Source organism: Mycobacterium kyogaense (genome assembly GCF_003254575.1).
GTDB classification, from domain to species: domain Bacteria; phylum Actinomycetota; class Actinomycetes; order Mycobacteriales; family Mycobacteriaceae; genus Mycobacterium; species Mycobacterium kyogaense.
Genome location: NZ_QJUA01000027.1, coordinates 41,218 through 57,106, shown reverse-complemented (window position 1 = coordinate 57,106; position 15,889 = coordinate 41,218). Strand labels below are relative to the sequence as shown.

Here is a 15,889-nt window from a genome sequence, read left to right as displayed (position 1 = left end):
CCGGTGGCCGAGATCGCGCCGCTGCGCGTGCAGCTGATCGCCAAGACGGAATTCACCGCGCCGCCCGACGTCGACTGGAGCACCGACGCCGACGGCGGCCAGGCGCTGGTCGAATTCGCGGGCCGAGCCTGCTACCAGAGCTGGGCTAAGCCCAACCCGAAGACCGCGACCAACGCCGCATACCTGCAACACATCATCGACGTCGGACACTTCTCGGTGCTCGAACACGCCTCGGTGTCCTTCTACATCACCGGGATCTCCCGGTCGTGCACCCACGAACTGATCCGCCACCGGCACTTCTCCTACTCGCAGCTGTCGCAGCGGTACGTGCCCGAAGGCGACGTCGCGGTGGTGGCGCCCCCCGGCGTCGACGGCGACCCCGAGCTCACCCGCATCGTCGCCGACGCCGCCGATGCCAGCCGGGCCGCCTACGTCGAACTCCTGGCCCGACTCGAGGAACGATTCGCCGACGTACCGAACGCCACGCTGCGGCGTAAGCAGGCCCGGCAGGCCGCGCGCGCAGTGCTGCCCAACGCCACCGAGACCCGCATCGTCGTCACGGGCAACTACCGGGCGTGGCGGCATTTCATCGCGATGCGGGCCAGCGAACACGCCGACGTCGAGATCCGGCGCCTGGCCGTGGAGTGCTTGCGACAGCTCGCCCACACGGCCCCCGCGGTGTTCGCCGACTTCGAAATCACCGTGCTCGCCGACGGCAGTGAGGTCGCGACCAGCCCGTTGGCCACGGAGGGCTGAGGCGGGGAGGGTAATCTTGGTGCCCGTGAGTACCGCCGCCTTCGACGTCACCGCCCGATTGGGCACCCTGTTGACGGCCATGGTCACTCCGTTCAAGCCCGACGGCTCGCTGGACCTCGAGACCGCGAAGCGCCTGGCCGCCCACCTCGTCGACGCCGGCTGCGACGGCCTCGTGGTCTCCGGAACCACCGGCGAATCTCCCACCACCACCGACGCAGAGAAGATCGAGCTGCTGCGGGCCGTACTGGAGGCCGTCGGCGACCGCGCCCGCATCGTCGCCGGCGCGGGCACCTACGACACCGCGCACAGCGTCGGGCTGGCCAAGGCCGCCGCCGCCGAAGGCGCGCACGGGCTGCTCGTCGTCACCCCGTACTACTCACGCCCGCCGCAGGAGGGCCTGCTCGCGCACTTCCGCACCGTCGCCGACGCGACCGACCTGCCGAACATCCTCTACGACATCCCGCCACGCTCGGTCGTGCCGATCGAATGGAACACCATCCGGGCGCTGGCCGAGCACCCCAACATCGTCGCGATCAAGGACGCCAAGGGCGACCTGCCCGGCGGCGGCCAGATCATCGCCGAGACGGGTTTGGCCTACTACTCGGGTGACGATGCGCTGAACCTGCCATGGTTGGCGATGGGTGCGGTCGGCTTCATCAGCGTCTGGGGTCACGTCGCGGCGGGACAGCTGCGAGACATGCTGTCCGCCTTCGCCTCCGGCGATGTGGCGACCGCACGCAAGATCAACGTCTCGCTCGCGCCGCTGTCGGCGGCGCAAACCCGGCTGGGCGGTGTGACGCTGTCGAAGGCGGCGCTGCGACTGCAGGGCTTCGAGGTCGGCGAACCGCGGCTACCGCAGGTCCCGGCCACCGACGACCAACTCGAGGCGCTGGCCGCGGACCTACGGGCCGCCGCGGTGCTGCGGTAGAGGACACCTGTGGAATCCGAACTCGTCGCACCGGGCCCGTTGGCCCCCGGTGCCCTGCGGGTGACCGCGCTGGGCGGCATCAACGAAATCGGCCGCAACATGACCACTTTCGAGCATCTCGGCCGGCTGTTGATCGTCGACTGCGGGGTGCTGTTCCCCACGCATGACGAACCGGGCGTCGACCTCATCCTGCCGGACCTGCGCCACGTGCAGGGCCGACTCGAGGACGTCGAGGCCCTCGTCGTCACCCACGCCCACGAAGACCACATCGGGGCGATTCCCCACCTGCTCAAGATGCGCGCCGACATCCCCATCGTCGGTTCGAAGTTCACCCTGGCCCTGGTACGCGAGAAGTGCCGCGAGCACCGGTTGTCCCCGAAGCTCATCGAGGTCGCCGAAGGGCAGCGCTCCACCCACGGCGTCTTCGAATGCCAGTACTTCGCGGTCAACCACTCCGTCCCGGGATGTCTGGCCGTCGCCATCCACACCGGGGCCGGCACCGTGCTGCACACCGGCGACATCAAACTCGACCAGCTTCCCCCCGATGGCAGGCCCACCGATCTGCCCGGCATGTCACGCCTCGGCGACGCCGGCGTGGATCTTTTCCTGTGCGACTCCACCAACGCCGAGATCCCCGGCGTGGGCCCGTCGGAAAGCGAGATCGGCCCCGCCCTGCACCGCCTGATCCGCGGGGCCGACGGACGGGTCATCGTCGCGTGCTTCGCCTCGAACGTCGACCGCGTGCAACAGATCATCAACGCCGCCGTCTCACTGGGCCGGAAGGTGTCGTTCGTCGGCCGGTCGATGGTGCGCAACATGGGTATCGCCCGCGACCTCGGCTATCTGACGGTCGCCGACTCCGACGTCCTCGACATCGCCGCCGCCGAGATGATGCCGGCCGACCGCGTCGTGCTGATCACCACCGGCACGCAGGGGGAGCCGATGGCGGCGCTGTCGCGCATGTCGCGCGGTGAGCACCGCAGCATCACGCTGACCGCCGGCGACCTGGTGATCCTGTCCTCGTCGCTGATCCCCGGCAACGAAGAGGCGGTCTACGGAGTGATCGACTCGCTGGCCAAGGTTGGCGCCCGCGTGGTCACGAATCGTCAAGCGCGCGTGCACGTTTCGGGTCACGCCTACGCCGGTGAACTGCTGTTCCTGTACAACGGGGTGCGCCCGCGCAACGTGATGCCGGTGCACGGCACCTGGCGGATGCTGCGCGCCAACGCCGCCCTGGCGGCCAGCACCGGGGTCGCCCAGGAGAACATCGTGATCGCCGAGAACGGCGTCAGCGTCGATCTGGCCGGCGGTCGAGTCTCCATCGCCGGCGCGGTGGCCGTCGGCAAGATGTTCGTCGACGGGCTCGTCACCGGCGACGTCGGCGACGCGACCCTCGGCGAGCGGCTCATCCTGTCGTCGGGCTTCGTCTCGGTGACGGTGGTGGTGCGCCGCGGCACCGGTCAGGCGGTGGCCCCGCCCCATCTGTCCTCGCGCGGCTTCTCCGAAGATCCCAAAGCGCTCGAGCCGGTCGCGCGCCGCGTGGAGGCCGAGCTCGAGAACCTGGCCGCCCAGAACACCACCGACCCGGCGCGTATCGCCCAGGCGGTGCGGCGCATCGTGGGCAAGTGGGTGGGCGAGACCTACCGCCGTCAGCCCATGATCGTGCCCACCGTCATCGAGGTCTAACCGGCCTGCAGCCGGTAGCCCACCCCCCGCGCGGTGGTGAACCAGTGCGCGCCGAGTTTGCGGCGCAGGTAGCGAACGTAGACGTCGACGACGTTCGACTCCGGCTCGTCATGGCCCCACACCTGCCGCAGTAGGTACTCGCGGCTGAGGACCTGGCCTGGATGACGCAGGAACGTCGCAGCCAGATCGCATTCACGCGTCGACAGGTCGACGCAGTAGTCCCCGACGTGTGCCCGCCGGCTCGCGAGGTCCACCCGCAGACCGCCGTAGCGCAGTTCGGCGGGCCGGGTGGCCCGCCGCGGTGACACCAGGCTCCGCACCGTCTGCACGAGTTCGTCGGCCCGCAACGGGGCGATCGAGACGAGCGCTTCTGTCGACGTGCTGAACTTCGCGCCGGCGCGCGCGACTCCGCCACGGGTCGTCAGCAAGACGACGGGAAGCCCCAGGCCGTCGGCGCGCAGCCGCCGCGCCACCTCGAACCCGTCCATGCGCGGCATGCGTGCCCCGAGGATCGCGAGATCGAAGTTGCCGCGGCGGGCGTCGTTGTACGCACACAGCCCGTCGGCCACCACGGTCACCGAAAACCCCTGAGCACGAAGCATTCTGCGGATCATCGTCGACATCTGCCTGTCGGCCTCGGCAACCAGAACTGCGGTCACGTCGTTTCCCCCTCGCCCGGCGCCGTGCAGCTCCTGTCGGCGTTGCCATCGACGATCCCGGATCCGGGGTGCGTGCGTTAGGGCCACACGGATTCGGGACAGGGCCAAAGGTCCCTCGATGTCGACCTCAACGCTGGGCGACCGCTGTCCACTCGATCGGAGACGCCGCCAGCGTGCGGCCGGTGGGGCGGATGTAGAGGTCCCGGTAATAGCTGGGGCCGGCCTGCTCGACGAGCTGCCAACCCACGTCGGCCAGCCATTCACCGAGCTGCTCGGGAACCAGGCCGGTGTGCCACACGGGATGCCGACCGCGGAAACGCCGGTGCAGCGACGGCGCGCCGTAGAGATTCGTGCCGTCCAAGAAGTCCTGCCGGATGTAGCTGAACACCAGTCGGCTGCCCTTACCCGCGGTACCCAGAGCTGCGAGCGTGCTGCGTACGGCATCGGGGGAGAGGTACTGCGTCACCCCTTCGACGATGAAGAAGGTGCGCCGTGAGGCGTCGTACCCGGCCGCCTGCAGCGCGGCCAGAAGATCGTCGCGCTCGAGGTCGGCGGACACCAGATGCACCGACGGAGGTGTGCCGCCCAGCACCCGCTGCAGCACCGCGGCCTTTCGCTCGATGTTGACCGCCTGATCCACCTCGAACACGGGCATGTCGCTGTGCCGGGCGATCCGGCAGCCACGGGTGTCGAGGCCGGCGCCGAGGACGACGACGGCGTCGGTCTCGTTGAGGGGATCGGACAGCCGCTCGTCGATGAGACGCTTGCGGCACGCGATGCTCGACCACAGGCCCGGCCCGCTGCGCTGCACGGCCGCCATCACGGCCCGACGCACCGGTGCCGCGCGCGTGGCCGCCACCAGCGCCCGCATCCGAGCCGGCAGGAATTGCGCAGCCAGATCGTCGTCCACGAGCCGGCGCTGCGGCGGCTCGTTCTGTTCGATCGCCGCCAGCAGCATCGGGCCGAACGCCGTCTGCGCGGCGGGATTGCCGCGCGTCATCGCTTGTTGACGAACCCGGCGTCGACGGGCAGCGCGACGCCGGTGACGTAGCGCCCGGCCTCAGACACCAGCCAGTACACCGCGTTGGCGATGTCCTCGGCCTCCAGAGCCCGCACGGGGAGCGCGTTGCTCATGTCCGGACCGCTCTCGTCGGCCATCCCGTCGAGCCACGACCGAGTGAACTCGTTGTCGATCATCGGAGTGTTCACGCCCGCGGGATGGATGGAATTCACGCGGATGCTGTATGCGGCGAGGAAATTGGCGTAGGCCCGCATCAACCCGACCATGCCGTGCTTGGCGGCGGTGTACCCGACCGCCCCAGCTACGGGCGCGCCGACGCCCACCAGACCGGCCACCGAGCTGGTGAGCACGATGGCGCCACCGTTGCCGTACTTGATCATCGGCTTCATCGCGACGTCGACGGTGTGATAGGCACCGGTGAGGTTGACGTCGATGACGTCCTGCCAGGCCTGCGGCGCGGTCATCGGCGCGATGCCCGCGTTGGCGATCACGATGTCGAGCCGTTCACCGAGACGTTCTGTGCCCGCGCGCACCGCCGATTTGAGCGCGTCGCGATCGCGCACGTCGACCTCGGATGCCACGATCTGCGCACCCGTCTTCTCGACGAGTGCCACCGTCTCCGCCAGGTCAGCGGGTGTGGCGAGCGGATAGGGCACCGAATCGATCTGCGCGCACAGGTCGAGCGCGATGATGTCGGCACCGGCGGAGGCGAGCTTCACCGCGTGTGCGCGGCCCTGCCCGCGCGCGGCGCCGGTGATCAATGCGACCTTGCCGGTGAGTTCGCCCATCGTCACGTCCTCGGGACCGTCAGGGCCGCAGCTGGCCCTTGGCCGGGTCGCCGGCGACCACGGGGGCGAGCATCTTGATGTCGGGGGCGCCGTCGAGGTGCTCTCCGATGGTCCCGAACAGGGTGCCGACCGCCGGTGCGGCGCCGTGGGCCTGCAGGGCCTCCGCGTCGGCCCACTGCTCGACGAACACGAACGTGCCGTCGGCCTCGTGCAGGGCGTAGAGCTCGCAGCCGGGCTCGTCGTGCACGGCCTCGATCGCCTTCTTGCAGGCGTCGCGCACGGCGTCCACGGAATCGGGCTTGGCGGTCATGGTCGCAACGACGACGACAGGCATACGGGACTCCTCGTTGAGAGTGACTGAACAGGCCTCACCGTACTGTCTCGCGCCGACGGTGTCGGCGGCCCACACCTGATCGCCGGTCGGGGTGCATCGAGACCCATCTGTGACCTGTGTGGCAGATGGTGCATCTGGGGCTCATGCGACTAGGCTGAGAGGCATGGCGAGTAAGACCGCGTCCCGCGCTGGCGCCCGTTCGACCAGGTCGAAGCCCAGTTCGCGGGGTTCTGCGCGGTCCGCGCGCCCGGCGCCTGCGCGGCGCAAACCGGCCCGTCGAGGCCCCTCACCGGTGGCGGCCGCCGGCACCGCCGTCGGCCGCGGTGCCCGCGCCGGATGGCTGATGCTCGCCAAGGGCGCCGGTAGCACCGCCCGCTCGGTCGGTCGCGCCCGCGATCTGGAACCCGGCCACCGCCGCGACGGCATCGCGCTCGGCCTGCTCGCTCTCGCTGTCGTCGTGGCCGCCAGCTCCTGGTTCGACGCAGCGCGTCCGGTGGGAGAGTGGATCGACACCTTCCTGCGCATGCTGGTCGGCGACGCCGTGGTGCTGGTGCCGCTCGCCCTGGCGGTCATCGGTGTGACGCTGATGCGCTCCGAGCCCGATCCCGAGGCGCGCCCCCGATTCATCCTGGGTGCGGCGATGATCACGCTGCCGGCACTGGGCTTGCTGCACCTGTGGTCGGGGGCACCGCAAGACCCCACGGCACGCCAGCACGCGGCCGGCTTCGTGGGCTTCGCGATCGGCGGCCCACTGGCCGACGGCCTGACCGCCTGGATCGCTGCACCCCTGCTCGTGATCGGCGCCCTCTTCGGCGTCCTGCTGATCACCGGCACGACCATTCGCGAAGTCCCCGCGACCCTGCACTACATGTTCTCCACCCGGTGGCGTGGCGAGGACGGCGACATTGACGAGGACGTCGACGAGGATTTCGACGAGGATCAGGACTGGTTCGACGACCCCGCCGAGATCGAATCGGGCCGTGCAGCCGTGGCAGACGATTTCTCCGACGGCTACTACGACACCGACGTGTCCGGCGACGACCCCGCCTGGCCCACCTCATCGTCGTCGACTCAACCCACCGTGCCGCTCGGCAAGCCGTCGGGGACTCCGATGGAGAACTACCCCGTCGACGACGAGGTGGCCGATGTGCCGCCCCCGGCGAAGACCCGCAAGAAGCAGCCGCGCAAAGAGCCCGCGCTGAGCCTGGACCGCGTGGTCGAAGGTCCCTACGCGCTCCCGTCCCTGGACTTGCTGATCGCCGGTGATCCCCCGAAGCGGCTGACCGCGGCCAACCAGCACATGACCGACGCGATCACCTCGGTGCTGGAGCAGTTCAAGATCGACGCCGCGGTGACCGGGTGCACGCGCGGGCCGACCGTGACCCGCTACGAAGTCGAGCTCGGTCCCGGCGTCAAGGTCGAGAAGATCACCGCGCTGCAGCGCAACATCGCCTACGCCGTGGCCACCGAGAGTGTGCGCATGCTGGCGCCGATCCCTGGCAAGTCGGCGGTCGGTATCGAGGTGCCCAACCTCGATCGCGAGATGGTGCGCCTGGCTGACGTGCTCACCGATCCGGTGGTGCGCTCCGACCATCACCCGCTGGTGATCGGCCTCGGCAAGGACATCGAGGGCGAGATGATCTCGGCGAACCTCGCCAAGATGCCGCACCTGCTCGTCGCGGGTTCCACCGGTTCGGGCAAGTCGAGCTTCGTGAACTCGATGCTGGTGTCGCTGCTTGCGCGCGCCACCCCCGACGAGGTCAGGATGATCCTGATCGACCCGAAGATGGTCGAACTGACGCCATACGAGGGCATTCCGCACCTGATCACGCCGATCATCACCGAACCCAAGAAAGCCGCCGCGGCGTTGGCCTGGCTGGTCGAGGAGATGGAACAGCGCTACCAGGACATGCAGGCCTCCCGGGTGCGTCACATCGACGTCTTCAACGAGAAGGTGCGCACCGGGGAGATCACCGCGCCGCTGGGCAGCCAGCGCGTCTACAAGCCCTACCCCTACATCCTCGCGATCGTCGATGAGCTCGCCGACCTGATGATGACCGCGCCCCGCGACGTCGAAGACGCCATCGTGCGGATCACCCAGAAGGCCCGCGCCGCCGGAATCCATCTGGTGCTGGCCACCCAGCGGCCGTCGGTCGACGTCGTCACCGGTCTGATCAAGACCAACGTGCCGTCGCGTCTGGCGTTCGCCACGTCGTCGCTGACCGACAGCCGGGTCATCCTGGACCAGCCCGGCGCCGAGAAGCTGATCGGCATGGGCGACGGCCTCTTCCTGCCGATGGGCGCCAACAAGCCGATCCGCTTGCAGGGCGCGTTCATCACCGACGAGGAGATCTCGGCGGTCGTCAACGCGTCCAAGGATCAGGCCGAGCCGGAGTTCGTCGAGGGCGTCACCGCGGTCAAGGCCGGCGAGCGCAAGGACGTCGACCCCGACATCGGCGACGACATGGACGTGTTCCTGCAGGCGGTCGAACTCGTCGTGTCATCGCAGTTCGGCTCCACCTCGATGCTGCAGCGCAAGCTGCGAGTGGGCTTCGCCAAGGCGGGTCGGCTGATGGACCTGATGGAGACCCGCGGGATCGTCGGCCCCTCCGAGGGCTCCAAAGCCCGCGAGGTTCTCGTCAAGCCCGACGAGCTGGCCGGCACGCTGGCATTGATCCGCGGTGGCAGCGATGCGGTCGGTGGGGATGCCGACGACGAGCCGGACTTCTGATCCGGCCGCCGAGATCGACGAAATGGCGCTGCTGTCTCGCACTTTCGCGCCCAGACGTCGGTATGGGCGTCAGAGGGTGAGGAGCATGCGGGTGTTACCGAGGATGTTGGGTTTGACGTAGGAAAGGTCGAGGAACTCGGCCACACCGATGTCGTAGGAACGGCACATCTCCTCGTAGACCTCGGCGGTCACCGGCGTGCCCTCGATCTCGGCGAAACCGTGCCGAGCGAAGAACTCCGTCTCGAACGTCAACACGAAGAGCCGTTGCAGTTGCAGCTCGCGGGCAACCGTCAGGAGCTGGTCCACCACCCGGTGGCCGATCCCGCGGCCGCGCACCTTCGGATGCACTGCCACCGTGCGCACCTCGCCCAGGTCGGACCACAGGACGTGCAGGGCGCCGCAGCCGACGACCTCACCGGCGACCTCGGCCACCCAGAACTCCTGCACCGACTCGTACAGCGTCACCAGGTTCTTCTCGAGCAGGATGCGGCCGGCATAGACGTCGACGAGTGCCTTGATGGCAGGCACGTCAGACGTCCTGGCCCGGCGCACCACCGGCTCACGTTCGGTCTCGCCCGGATCAGAGCTCACACGGGGAAGGGTATCGGTTCGGGCAACCAGTATTCTGTGTCGGTGCCGGGCCAACCACAGACCGATCCTGTGGTTCCGCGCGCTCGGGTGGCGAATCTGGCCAACGCGCTCACCGGTGTCCGACTGATCCTGGTCCCGGTGTTCCTGGCCTTCCTCTTCGTCGGCGATGGCCACGAAACCTTCTGGCGGGCAATGGCGTTCACCGTGTTCACGGTGGCCGTCATCACTGACCGCCTGGACGGGGCGCTCGCCCGCAGCTACGGCATGGTGACCGAATTCGGCACGCTGATCGATCCGCTCGCCGACAAAGCCCTCATCGGTGCGGCGCTGATCGGGCTCTCGATGCTCGGCGACCTGCCGTGGTGGGTGACGGTGGTGATACTGGCCCGCGAGCTCGGCGTGACACTGCTGCGCCTGGTGGTGCTGCGCCACGGCGTCATCCCGGCCAGCCGCGGCGGCAAGGTGAAGACCACCGTGCAGGCCGTTGCGATCGGACTGCTCATCCTGCCCCTGACCGGAGCCTGGGCCACCGGTGCGTGGATCGTCATGCTCGCCGCCGTGGTGCTCACCATCCTGACCGGGGTCGACTACTTCATCTCGGCGGTGAGGGACTCCCGTGGGCGACCCGCCCGTCAGTGACCCGCTTGTCGATGGCGATGCCGCTGCGCTGGTCGCCGACCTGACCGTGCGCCGCCAGACCGTGGCGACGGCCGAGTCGCTGACCGCCGGCCTGGTTGCGGCGACGTTGGCCGGCGTGCCGGGGGCGAGTGCGGTGCTGCGGGGCGGCCTCATCACCTACACCGTCGATACCAAGATCGAGCTCGCCGGCGTGGCCCCGGAGCTGCTCGCCGACGTCGGCCCGGTCGCCGAACCCACCGCGCGGGCCTTGGCCGTCGGCGCCCAGCAGCGCTGCGGTGCCACCTGGGGCGTGGGCCTGACCGGGGTCGCCGGTCCCGAACCCCACGGCGGACACCCGGTCGGCACGGTGTTCGTCGGCCTCGCAGGACCTGTCGACACCGAGGTGCTGGCGCTGCACCTCGACGGCAGCCGCTGGCAGATCCGGCTGGCCGCGGTGTACGCCGCGCTGCAGCGCCTGCGCATCCTGGTCGAGAACCAGTCAGAGAACCGGTGAGCGGGGCCCGGCCGGGAACCATCCCGGGGCCGCCGTGCGTTGGGGGGAATAGCACGCCACCATGGTTTGCGGGACTTGCAGCCACAAGCTGACGAAGGAGAGCGCGATGACGACACTGCTGCGCGAAGTGATCGGCGACGTGTTGCGCCGCGTGCGGGTCGAACAGGGCCGCACCCTGCGTGAAGTGTCCGACACCGCCAGGGTCAGCCTGGGCTACCTCTCCGAAGTCGAACGCGGCCGCAAGGAAGCGTCCAGCGAACTGCTCAGCGCCATCTGCGGCGCGCTCGACGTTCCGCTGTCGCGGGTGCTGTCCGAAGCCGGCGACGACATGGCGCTCGAAGAGGCCCGCACCGAGGTCAGCACCTCGCGTATCGACGCCAGCACCAAGGTGGTCATCCCGCAGGCCGTCGCCCCGGTCGTCTCGATGGCGGTCGCCTGATCCCCGACAGGGGTGTGGCGAGCTGTACAGAACCGATAAGTTGGGTACCTGCGATGACAGGGAACCCGTGCTGGTGACCCTGTTCCACTGACCCGAAGACTTCGAGAAGGCGGAAACGTTCTCATGGCCAATCCGTTCAGCAAGGCGTGGAAGTACCTGATGGCGCTGTTCAGCTCCAAGGTCGACGAGTACGCCGATCCCAAGGTGCAGATCCAGCAGGCGATCGAAGAGGCCCAGCGTCAGCACCAGGCGCTGACCCAGCAGGCGGCCCAGGTGATCGGCAATCAACGCCAACTGGAGATGCGGCTCAACCGTCAGCTGGCCGACATCGAGAAGCTCCAGGTCAACGTCCGCCAGGCACTGACACTCGCCGACCAGGCCGTCGCCTCCGGCGATGCCGCGAAGGCGACCGAGTACAACAACGCGGCCGAGGCGTTCGCCGCGCAGCTGGTGACCGCCGAACAGAGCGTGGAGGACCTCAAAGGTCTGCACGACCAGGCGCTGCAGGCTGCGGGACAGGCCAAGAAGGCCGTCGAGCAGAACGCGATGGTGCTGCAGCAGAAGATCGCCGAGCGCACGAAGCTGCTCAGCCAGCTCGAGCAGGCCAAGATGCAGGAGCAGGTCAGCGCGTCCCTGCGGTCGATGAGCGAGATCGCCGCCCCCGGCAGCACACCCAGCCTGGACGAGGTGCGCGACAAGATCGAGCGTCGCTACGCCAACGCGATGGGGGCTGCCGAGCTCGCCCAGAACTCGGTGCAGGGCCGCATGATGGAGGTCCAGCAGGCCAGCGTCCAGATGGCCGGCCATTCTCGGCTCGAGCAGATCCGGGCGTCCATGCGCGGTGAGCAGCTGCCCGCCGGCTCCGCCCAGGCTCCGGCAACGCCCACGCAGTCACCGGCCACCCCGGCCACCAACCCGACGCCGGAAAACCCGCTGTCGCAATAACATTCACGGGAGCATGTGGTGAGCACTCGGACCCGACGATCCGACGCCTGGCGAACGCTGGCCCAGCGCGGCATCGACACCGCCGCGGAGTGGTCGGGCACGCTCGCCGACAAACTCAACGCTGCCGCCGATCCGCGCGCCAAACTGCTGCGCAAGCGGCGCTGGGCGCTGCGCCTCGGAGTGTTCTTCGCTCTGTCGTCGGTCTTCTGGGTGGGGGTGACCGCGCTGCTCGCGTCCTGGAACACCCCCGTGTGGGCGCTGTTCATCCCGTCTCCGATCGCCGTCGGTGCCGCGTTCCTCGCCACACTGGCGTTTCTGCGGTACCGCTGGCTGCGCGGTGAGCCGTTGCCCCCGGCGCGCAGCGCGGCAGCGCGTCGGTTACCGCCGTGGGGTTCGGCCGCCCGCGCGCCGATGGCGGCGTTGACATCGTCCGAACGCGGGCTCGTCTCCCTGCTCGGGGTGATGGAGCGCGGCCGCCTGCTGCCCGACGGGGAGCTGCGCGAACTGCGGGCCGCTGCCGAGCGGACCGCCGCCACGATGTCGGCGACCGCTGCCGAGGTGGTGTCGATGGAGCGCACGGTCGGCTCGGCGCCCCAAGCCCGCGCGCACCTGGCGCCCACCATCGCCGCGTTCTCCGCGCAGCTCGATCGCGGTGCCCGCCAGTACAGCGACATGGTGTCGGCGGCAGCGCAATTGGTGTCGGCGGCCAATTCGGGCTCGATGTCGAGCTCGCCGATGGTGCAGAGGCGCTACCGCGACGAGCTCACTTCGGCGACCGACCGGCTGACCGGATGGGCGCAGGCGTTCGACGAGCTGGGCCGGCTGCGAGCCTGAGGAGCTAGAAGCGGGGCCGCAGCGCCGGGACGACCAGCCCGACCAGCGCTTTCAGCGGCGCCTTGACCATGACGTCGACCATGTCGAAGTAATCCCGCCACAACGTGATCTGTCCGTCGCGGATCTCGAACGCCCCGCACACCCAGAATTGCAGCCGCAGCGGCCCCAGCAGGATCGCGTCGGTACGCTCGGTCAGCACCGTGTCGCCTTCTGCGGCCACGCGGTGAAACGCCACCGCGAACCCGACCTTGCCTTCACCGCGGCGCAGCAACCCCATGATGCGCGAACGGCCCCGAATCGAGGGCAACCCGACGTTCTGCCACACCAGGTCCGCAGCGGCCAACGATTCGACGGTGTCGAAATCCTCGTCGGCCAGCGCGAGCAGGAACTTCTGCACCAGAGCGGCGTTGTCGGTGATCGGCAACAGGGTCGGGCGGGCCTCGTCGGTCATACCGATCGACACTAACCGCAGGCGCTGTGGCAGGGTAGCCCGCATGCGTGTCGCGGTGGTCGCCGGACCGGACCCCGGTCACGCGTTTCCCGCGATCGCGTTGTGCCTGCGCTTCCTGGCGGCCGGGGACGAACCGACCTTGCTGACCGGCACGCGATGGTTGGACACCGCGCGGGGAGAGGGGTTCGACGCCGTCGAACTCGACGGGCTGCGGGTCATGGCCGGCGACGACGACGCCGACGCGGGCGCGAAGATCCACGAGCGGGCAGCTCGGATGGCGGTGCTGAACAGGGCGCGCATCGAATCGTTGAAACCCGATGTGGTGGTGTCGGATTCGATTACCACCTGCGGGGGACTGGTCGCCGACCTCATCGGCGTGCCGTGGATCGAACTGAACACCCATCCGCTGTACCGGCCGTCGAAGGGCTTGCCGCCGTTGGGCAGTGGCCTCGCCCCGGGCGTGGGGCTGCGCGGCCGGGCCCGCGATGCGGTGCTGCGGGCGCTCAGCGCGCGGTCCTGGCGAGCGGGGCTGCGACAACGCGCCGCCGTGCGCGTCGAGATCGGGCTGCCTGCTGCCGACCCCGGTCCGCTGCGCCGGCTCATCGCCACGCTGCCCGCCCTGGAGGTGCCGCGCCCCGACTGGCCCGCCGAGGCCGTCGTCGTCGGACCCCTGCACTACGAGCCGACGACGGCGGTGTTGGACCTGCCACCCGGGGACGGACCCGTCGTGATGGTGGCACCGTCGACGGCGAGCACCGGCGCCGTCGCACTCGCCGATCTGGCGCTCCGGACGTTGATCCCCGGCCAGGTGTTACCCCAGGGCTCGCGCGTCGCCGTCTCGCAGCTGCACGGCCCGGACGGCGAGGTGCCGCCCTGGGCGGTGGTGGGGCTGGGCCGCCAGGACGAACTGCTGTCGCGAGCGGACCTGCTGGTGTGCGGTGCCGGGCACGGCATCGTGTCCAAAGCGCTGCTGGCCGGTGTGCCGATGGTGGTGGTGCCCGGTGGCGGCGACCAGTGGGAGATCGCCAATCGCCTTGTGCGCCAGGGCAGTGCGCAGCTGGTCCGGCCGCTGAACTCCGAGACTCTGGGTGCGGCGACCGCTGAGGTGCTGGGCTCGGCGCGCCACCGTGACGCCGCGTTGCGCGCCGGCGCCACCGCCGATGCGGTCGCCGATCCGGTCGGAGTCTGTCACGACGCCCTGCGGGCCTCCGCGTAGGTTGGGCCTGTGCGGCTGACGGAATTCCAGGAGCTGGTCGAGCGGCAGTTCGGCGCGGTGCGGGCATCGTCGATGCTGCTCGACCACGTGCTGACGACGATGGGTGGGCGGACCGCGGCGCAGGCGATCGAGGACGGCGTCGAGCCCCGCGACGTCTGGCGGGCGTTGTGTGCAGACTTCGACGTGCCGCGCGACCAGTGGTGAGCGGGCTCCGCGCTGATCAGTCCGGCGGTGGTCTGGGGGGTTCGTACTCGGCGGGTGTGTGAGCCGCGATCACCACACGGTCGCCGCCCTCGCGCTTGGCCTGGTACATCGCAGCATCGGCGGCATGAAGGGCATTCTGGAAGCTGATCCCGTCGCGCCCGGCGGTCGCCGCCACTCCGATGCTCGCGGTGACCGGTGGGTGTGCTGCTGCGCGGATGGCATCCCGAATCCGCTCGCCGATCACCCCGGCGGCCGCTGCGGGGGAGCGTTCCACGACGACGAACTCCTCACCTCCCGTGCGTGCGACCAAGGCCGACTGCCGAACCGTCTCGCTGATACGTCGCGAGGTTCGAACGAGCACCTCGTCTCCCGCCTGATGTCCGAACCGGTCGTTGATGCCCTTGAACCCGTCGAGGTCGATGGCGATGACACACAGCTCACCGCCGTGCGATGACACAGCGATCCGTTCCAGATGGTTGTCCAGACCGCGACGGTTGGACAACGCGGTCAGCGGATCGATGAGCGACTCCACGGAACTGTGCCGGATGAGCCAGAACGCGAACTGCAGCACCGGCAGGATGCCGGCAATGATGACCAGTCCGATCGCGACTTTCGACACCGCCAACGCGATCGCGTCCGGCCTCGCCGCCGAGCCCAACCACAGGCCGACTCCGAACAGTGTGAGAACAGCGAGGACCAGGTGTACGCAGTGCATCCGCGGGCCGTGGAAGAACACGATGTAGGCGCCGGGAAGTGTGAACAGCGTGGTCGTCCCCATCGCCTGGAGCGGGTCGGCGTGCAGCACCGTCGCGACGATGATCCCCAGATCCACGAGGATGAACAGAGCCGCGGACATTCGTTCCGTGGGCCAGGGCGCCAGCGCCCAGTACACAGCCCAGGTCAGTCCGGCCACAGCGAGCGCCGTTGCGATGGCGCGGCTGACGGCTTCAGGTTGATGCAGGGGGACGAACTGTAGACACATCGCCGCGATTCCGACGACGACGCCACTCGCGCAGATCGTCGCCCGCAGGCCGGGCAAGAGCCCACGGGGGCGGAGGAAGTCGAGAAACCATGCGTAATCGCCGGTGTCATCCCACCAGCGCTTCAGAGACGTCAGAAAGCCGGTGCCGGCTGAAATGTAGGAGGTCATCGTCGCGAAAGTCTCGAGCGGCGG

At 69.3% G+C, this 15,889-nt stretch carries 18 protein-coding genes; 11 read left to right on the top strand and 7 right to left on the bottom strand.

Annotated elements, in window-relative coordinates; all coding sequences use genetic code 11:
* The first annotated feature begins 3 nt into the window (after positions 1-3).
* Genes thyX through DMB80_RS18170 form a run of 3 tightly spaced genes read left to right on the top strand, consistent with a single transcriptional unit; the run spans position 4 to position 3,370 of the window.
* Positions 4-756: an FAD-dependent thymidylate synthase gene (gene thyX, locus DMB80_RS18180; protein ID WP_111511133.1), complete on the top strand. Its 753-nt coding sequence runs from the start codon at positions 4-6 to the stop codon at positions 754-756.
* A gap of 25 nt (positions 757-781) precedes the next feature.
* On the top strand, positions 782-1,684 hold the full coding sequence (gene dapA, locus DMB80_RS18175) for a 4-hydroxy-tetrahydrodipicolinate synthase (protein ID WP_111511159.1): 903 nt from the start codon (positions 782-784) through the stop codon (positions 1,682-1,684).
* Between the two features lie 9 nt (positions 1,685-1,693).
* Positions 1,694-3,370: a ribonuclease J gene (locus tag DMB80_RS18170; RefSeq protein WP_111511132.1), complete on the top strand. Its 1,677-nt coding sequence runs from the start codon at positions 1,694-1,696 to the stop codon at positions 3,368-3,370.
* On the opposite strand, the gene DMB80_RS18165 is transcribed toward DMB80_RS18170, so the two are convergent.
* The 4 genes from DMB80_RS18165 to DMB80_RS18150 form a co-directional block, all read right to left on the bottom strand.
* Complete coding sequence (locus tag DMB80_RS18165; RefSeq protein ID WP_111511131.1) at positions 3,367-4,029, bottom strand: response regulator transcription factor; 663 nt, start codon at positions 4,027-4,029, stop codon at positions 3,367-3,369. The two genes, DMB80_RS18170 and DMB80_RS18165, sit on opposite strands and share 4 nt — an antisense overlap.
* A 127-nt stretch (positions 4,030-4,156) precedes the next feature.
* Positions 4,157-5,029, bottom strand: a complete 873-nt coding sequence (locus tag DMB80_RS18160) for an SAM-dependent methyltransferase (protein ID WP_111511130.1) — start codon at positions 5,027-5,029, stop codon at positions 4,157-4,159.
* On the bottom strand, positions 5,026-5,838 hold the full coding sequence (locus DMB80_RS18155; protein ID WP_111511158.1) for a mycofactocin-coupled SDR family oxidoreductase: 813 nt from the start codon (positions 5,836-5,838) through the stop codon (positions 5,026-5,028). The genes DMB80_RS18160 and DMB80_RS18155 overlap by 4 nt, the downstream gene beginning before the upstream one ends.
* Before the next feature lie 19 nt (positions 5,839-5,857).
* Positions 5,858-6,172 carry a putative quinol monooxygenase gene (locus DMB80_RS18150; protein ID WP_111511157.1) on the bottom strand — a complete coding sequence of 105 codons (315 nt, stop codon included), beginning with the start codon at positions 6,170-6,172 and terminating at the stop codon, positions 5,858-5,860.
* A gap of 163 nt (positions 6,173-6,335) precedes the next feature.
* Here DMB80_RS18150 and DMB80_RS18145 point away from each other — a divergent pair, with 163 nt between their 5' ends.
* On the top strand, positions 6,336-8,903 hold the full coding sequence (locus DMB80_RS18145; RefSeq protein ID WP_205538765.1) for an FtsK/SpoIIIE family DNA translocase: 2,568 nt from the start codon (positions 6,336-6,338) through the stop codon (positions 8,901-8,903).
* Positions 8,904-8,972: 69 nt separating this feature from the next.
* On the opposite strand, the gene DMB80_RS18140 is transcribed toward DMB80_RS18145, so the two are convergent.
* Complete coding sequence (locus DMB80_RS18140) at positions 8,973-9,494, bottom strand: amino-acid N-acetyltransferase (protein WP_111511128.1); 522 nt, start codon at positions 9,492-9,494, stop codon at positions 8,973-8,975.
* Positions 9,495-9,536: 42 nt separating this feature from the next.
* Here DMB80_RS18140 and pgsA point away from each other — a divergent pair, with 42 nt between their 5' ends.
* From pgsA to pspM, 5 genes are all read left to right on the top strand, one after another.
* Positions 9,537-10,133, top strand: a complete 597-nt coding sequence (gene pgsA / locus DMB80_RS18135; RefSeq protein WP_048423636.1) for a CDP-diacylglycerol--glycerol-3-phosphate 3-phosphatidyltransferase — start codon at positions 9,537-9,539, stop codon at positions 10,131-10,133.
* On the top strand, positions 10,111-10,626 hold the full coding sequence (locus DMB80_RS18130; protein ID WP_111511127.1) for a CinA family protein: 516 nt from the start codon (positions 10,111-10,113) through the stop codon (positions 10,624-10,626). The genes pgsA and DMB80_RS18130 overlap by 23 nt, the downstream gene beginning before the upstream one ends.
* Before the next feature lie 106 nt (positions 10,627-10,732).
* Entirely contained in the window at positions 10,733-11,065 is a 333-nt protein-coding gene (gene clgR / locus DMB80_RS18125; protein WP_046365173.1) for a transcriptional regulator ClgR, read from the top strand.
* Between the two features lie 123 nt (positions 11,066-11,188).
* Positions 11,189-12,010, top strand: coding sequence for a phage shock protein PspA (pspA, locus tag DMB80_RS18120; RefSeq protein WP_111511126.1), 822 nt, complete (start codon positions 11,189-11,191; stop codon positions 12,008-12,010).
* Positions 12,011-12,028: 18 nt separating this feature from the next.
* Positions 12,029-12,844, top strand: a complete 816-nt coding sequence (gene pspM, locus DMB80_RS18115) for a phage shock envelope stress response protein PspM (RefSeq protein WP_205538762.1) — start codon at positions 12,029-12,031, stop codon at positions 12,842-12,844.
* A 4-nt stretch (positions 12,845-12,848) separates the two neighbouring features.
* On the opposite strand, the gene DMB80_RS18110 is transcribed toward pspM, so the two are convergent.
* Entirely contained in the window at positions 12,849-13,295 is a 447-nt protein-coding gene (locus DMB80_RS18110; RefSeq protein ID WP_111511124.1) for a limonene-1,2-epoxide hydrolase family protein, read from the bottom strand.
* A 43-nt stretch (positions 13,296-13,338) separates the two neighbouring features.
* Here DMB80_RS18110 and DMB80_RS18105 point away from each other — a divergent pair, with 43 nt between their 5' ends.
* Positions 13,339-14,511: a glycosyltransferase gene (locus tag DMB80_RS18105; RefSeq protein ID WP_111511123.1), complete on the top strand. Its 1,173-nt coding sequence runs from the start codon at positions 13,339-13,341 to the stop codon at positions 14,509-14,511.
* A 9-nt stretch (positions 14,512-14,520) separates the two neighbouring features.
* Entirely contained in the window at positions 14,521-14,715 is a 195-nt protein-coding gene (locus DMB80_RS18100) for a DUF3046 domain-containing protein (RefSeq protein WP_111511122.1), read from the top strand.
* 16 nt (positions 14,716-14,731) lie between these two features.
* Here the strand turns inward: DMB80_RS18100 and DMB80_RS18095 are convergent, their stop codons facing one another.
* Complete coding sequence (locus DMB80_RS18095) at positions 14,732-15,865, bottom strand: GGDEF domain-containing protein (RefSeq protein WP_111511121.1); 1,134 nt, start codon at positions 15,863-15,865, stop codon at positions 14,732-14,734.
* Between the last annotated feature and the right edge of the window lie 24 nt (positions 15,866-15,889).

What these genes read in the sequence shown, in the direction of transcription:
- DMB80_RS18150 (WP_111511157.1), bottom strand. Translation starts at nt 6,172, where the DNA reads ATGCCTGTCGTCGTCGTTGCGACCATGACCGCCAAGCCCGATTCCGTG.
- DMB80_RS18155 (WP_111511158.1), bottom strand. Translation starts at nt 5,838, where the DNA reads ATGGGCGAACTCACCGGCAAGGTCGCATTGATCACCGGCGCCGCGCGC.
- clgR (WP_046365173.1), top strand. Translation starts at nt 10,733, where the DNA reads ATGACGACACTGCTGCGCGAAGTGATCGGCGACGTGTTGCGCCGCGTG.
- DMB80_RS18095 (WP_111511121.1), bottom strand. Translation starts at nt 15,865, where the DNA reads ATGACCTCCTACATTTCAGCCGGCACCGGCTTTCTGACGTCTCTGAAG.
- DMB80_RS18160 (WP_111511130.1), bottom strand. Translation starts at nt 5,029, where the DNA reads ATGACGCGCGGCAATCCCGCCGCGCAGACGGCGTTCGGCCCGATGCTG.
- DMB80_RS18110 (WP_111511124.1), bottom strand. Translation starts at nt 13,295, where the DNA reads ATGACCGACGAGGCCCGCCCGACCCTGTTGCCGATCACCGACAACGCC.
- DMB80_RS18145 (WP_205538765.1), top strand. Translation starts at nt 6,336, where the DNA reads ATGGCGAGTAAGACCGCGTCCCGCGCTGGCGCCCGTTCGACCAGGTCG.
- pspA (WP_111511126.1), top strand. Translation starts at nt 11,189, where the DNA reads ATGGCCAATCCGTTCAGCAAGGCGTGGAAGTACCTGATGGCGCTGTTC.
- DMB80_RS18105 (WP_111511123.1), top strand. Translation starts at nt 13,339, where the DNA reads ATGCGTGTCGCGGTGGTCGCCGGACCGGACCCCGGTCACGCGTTTCCC.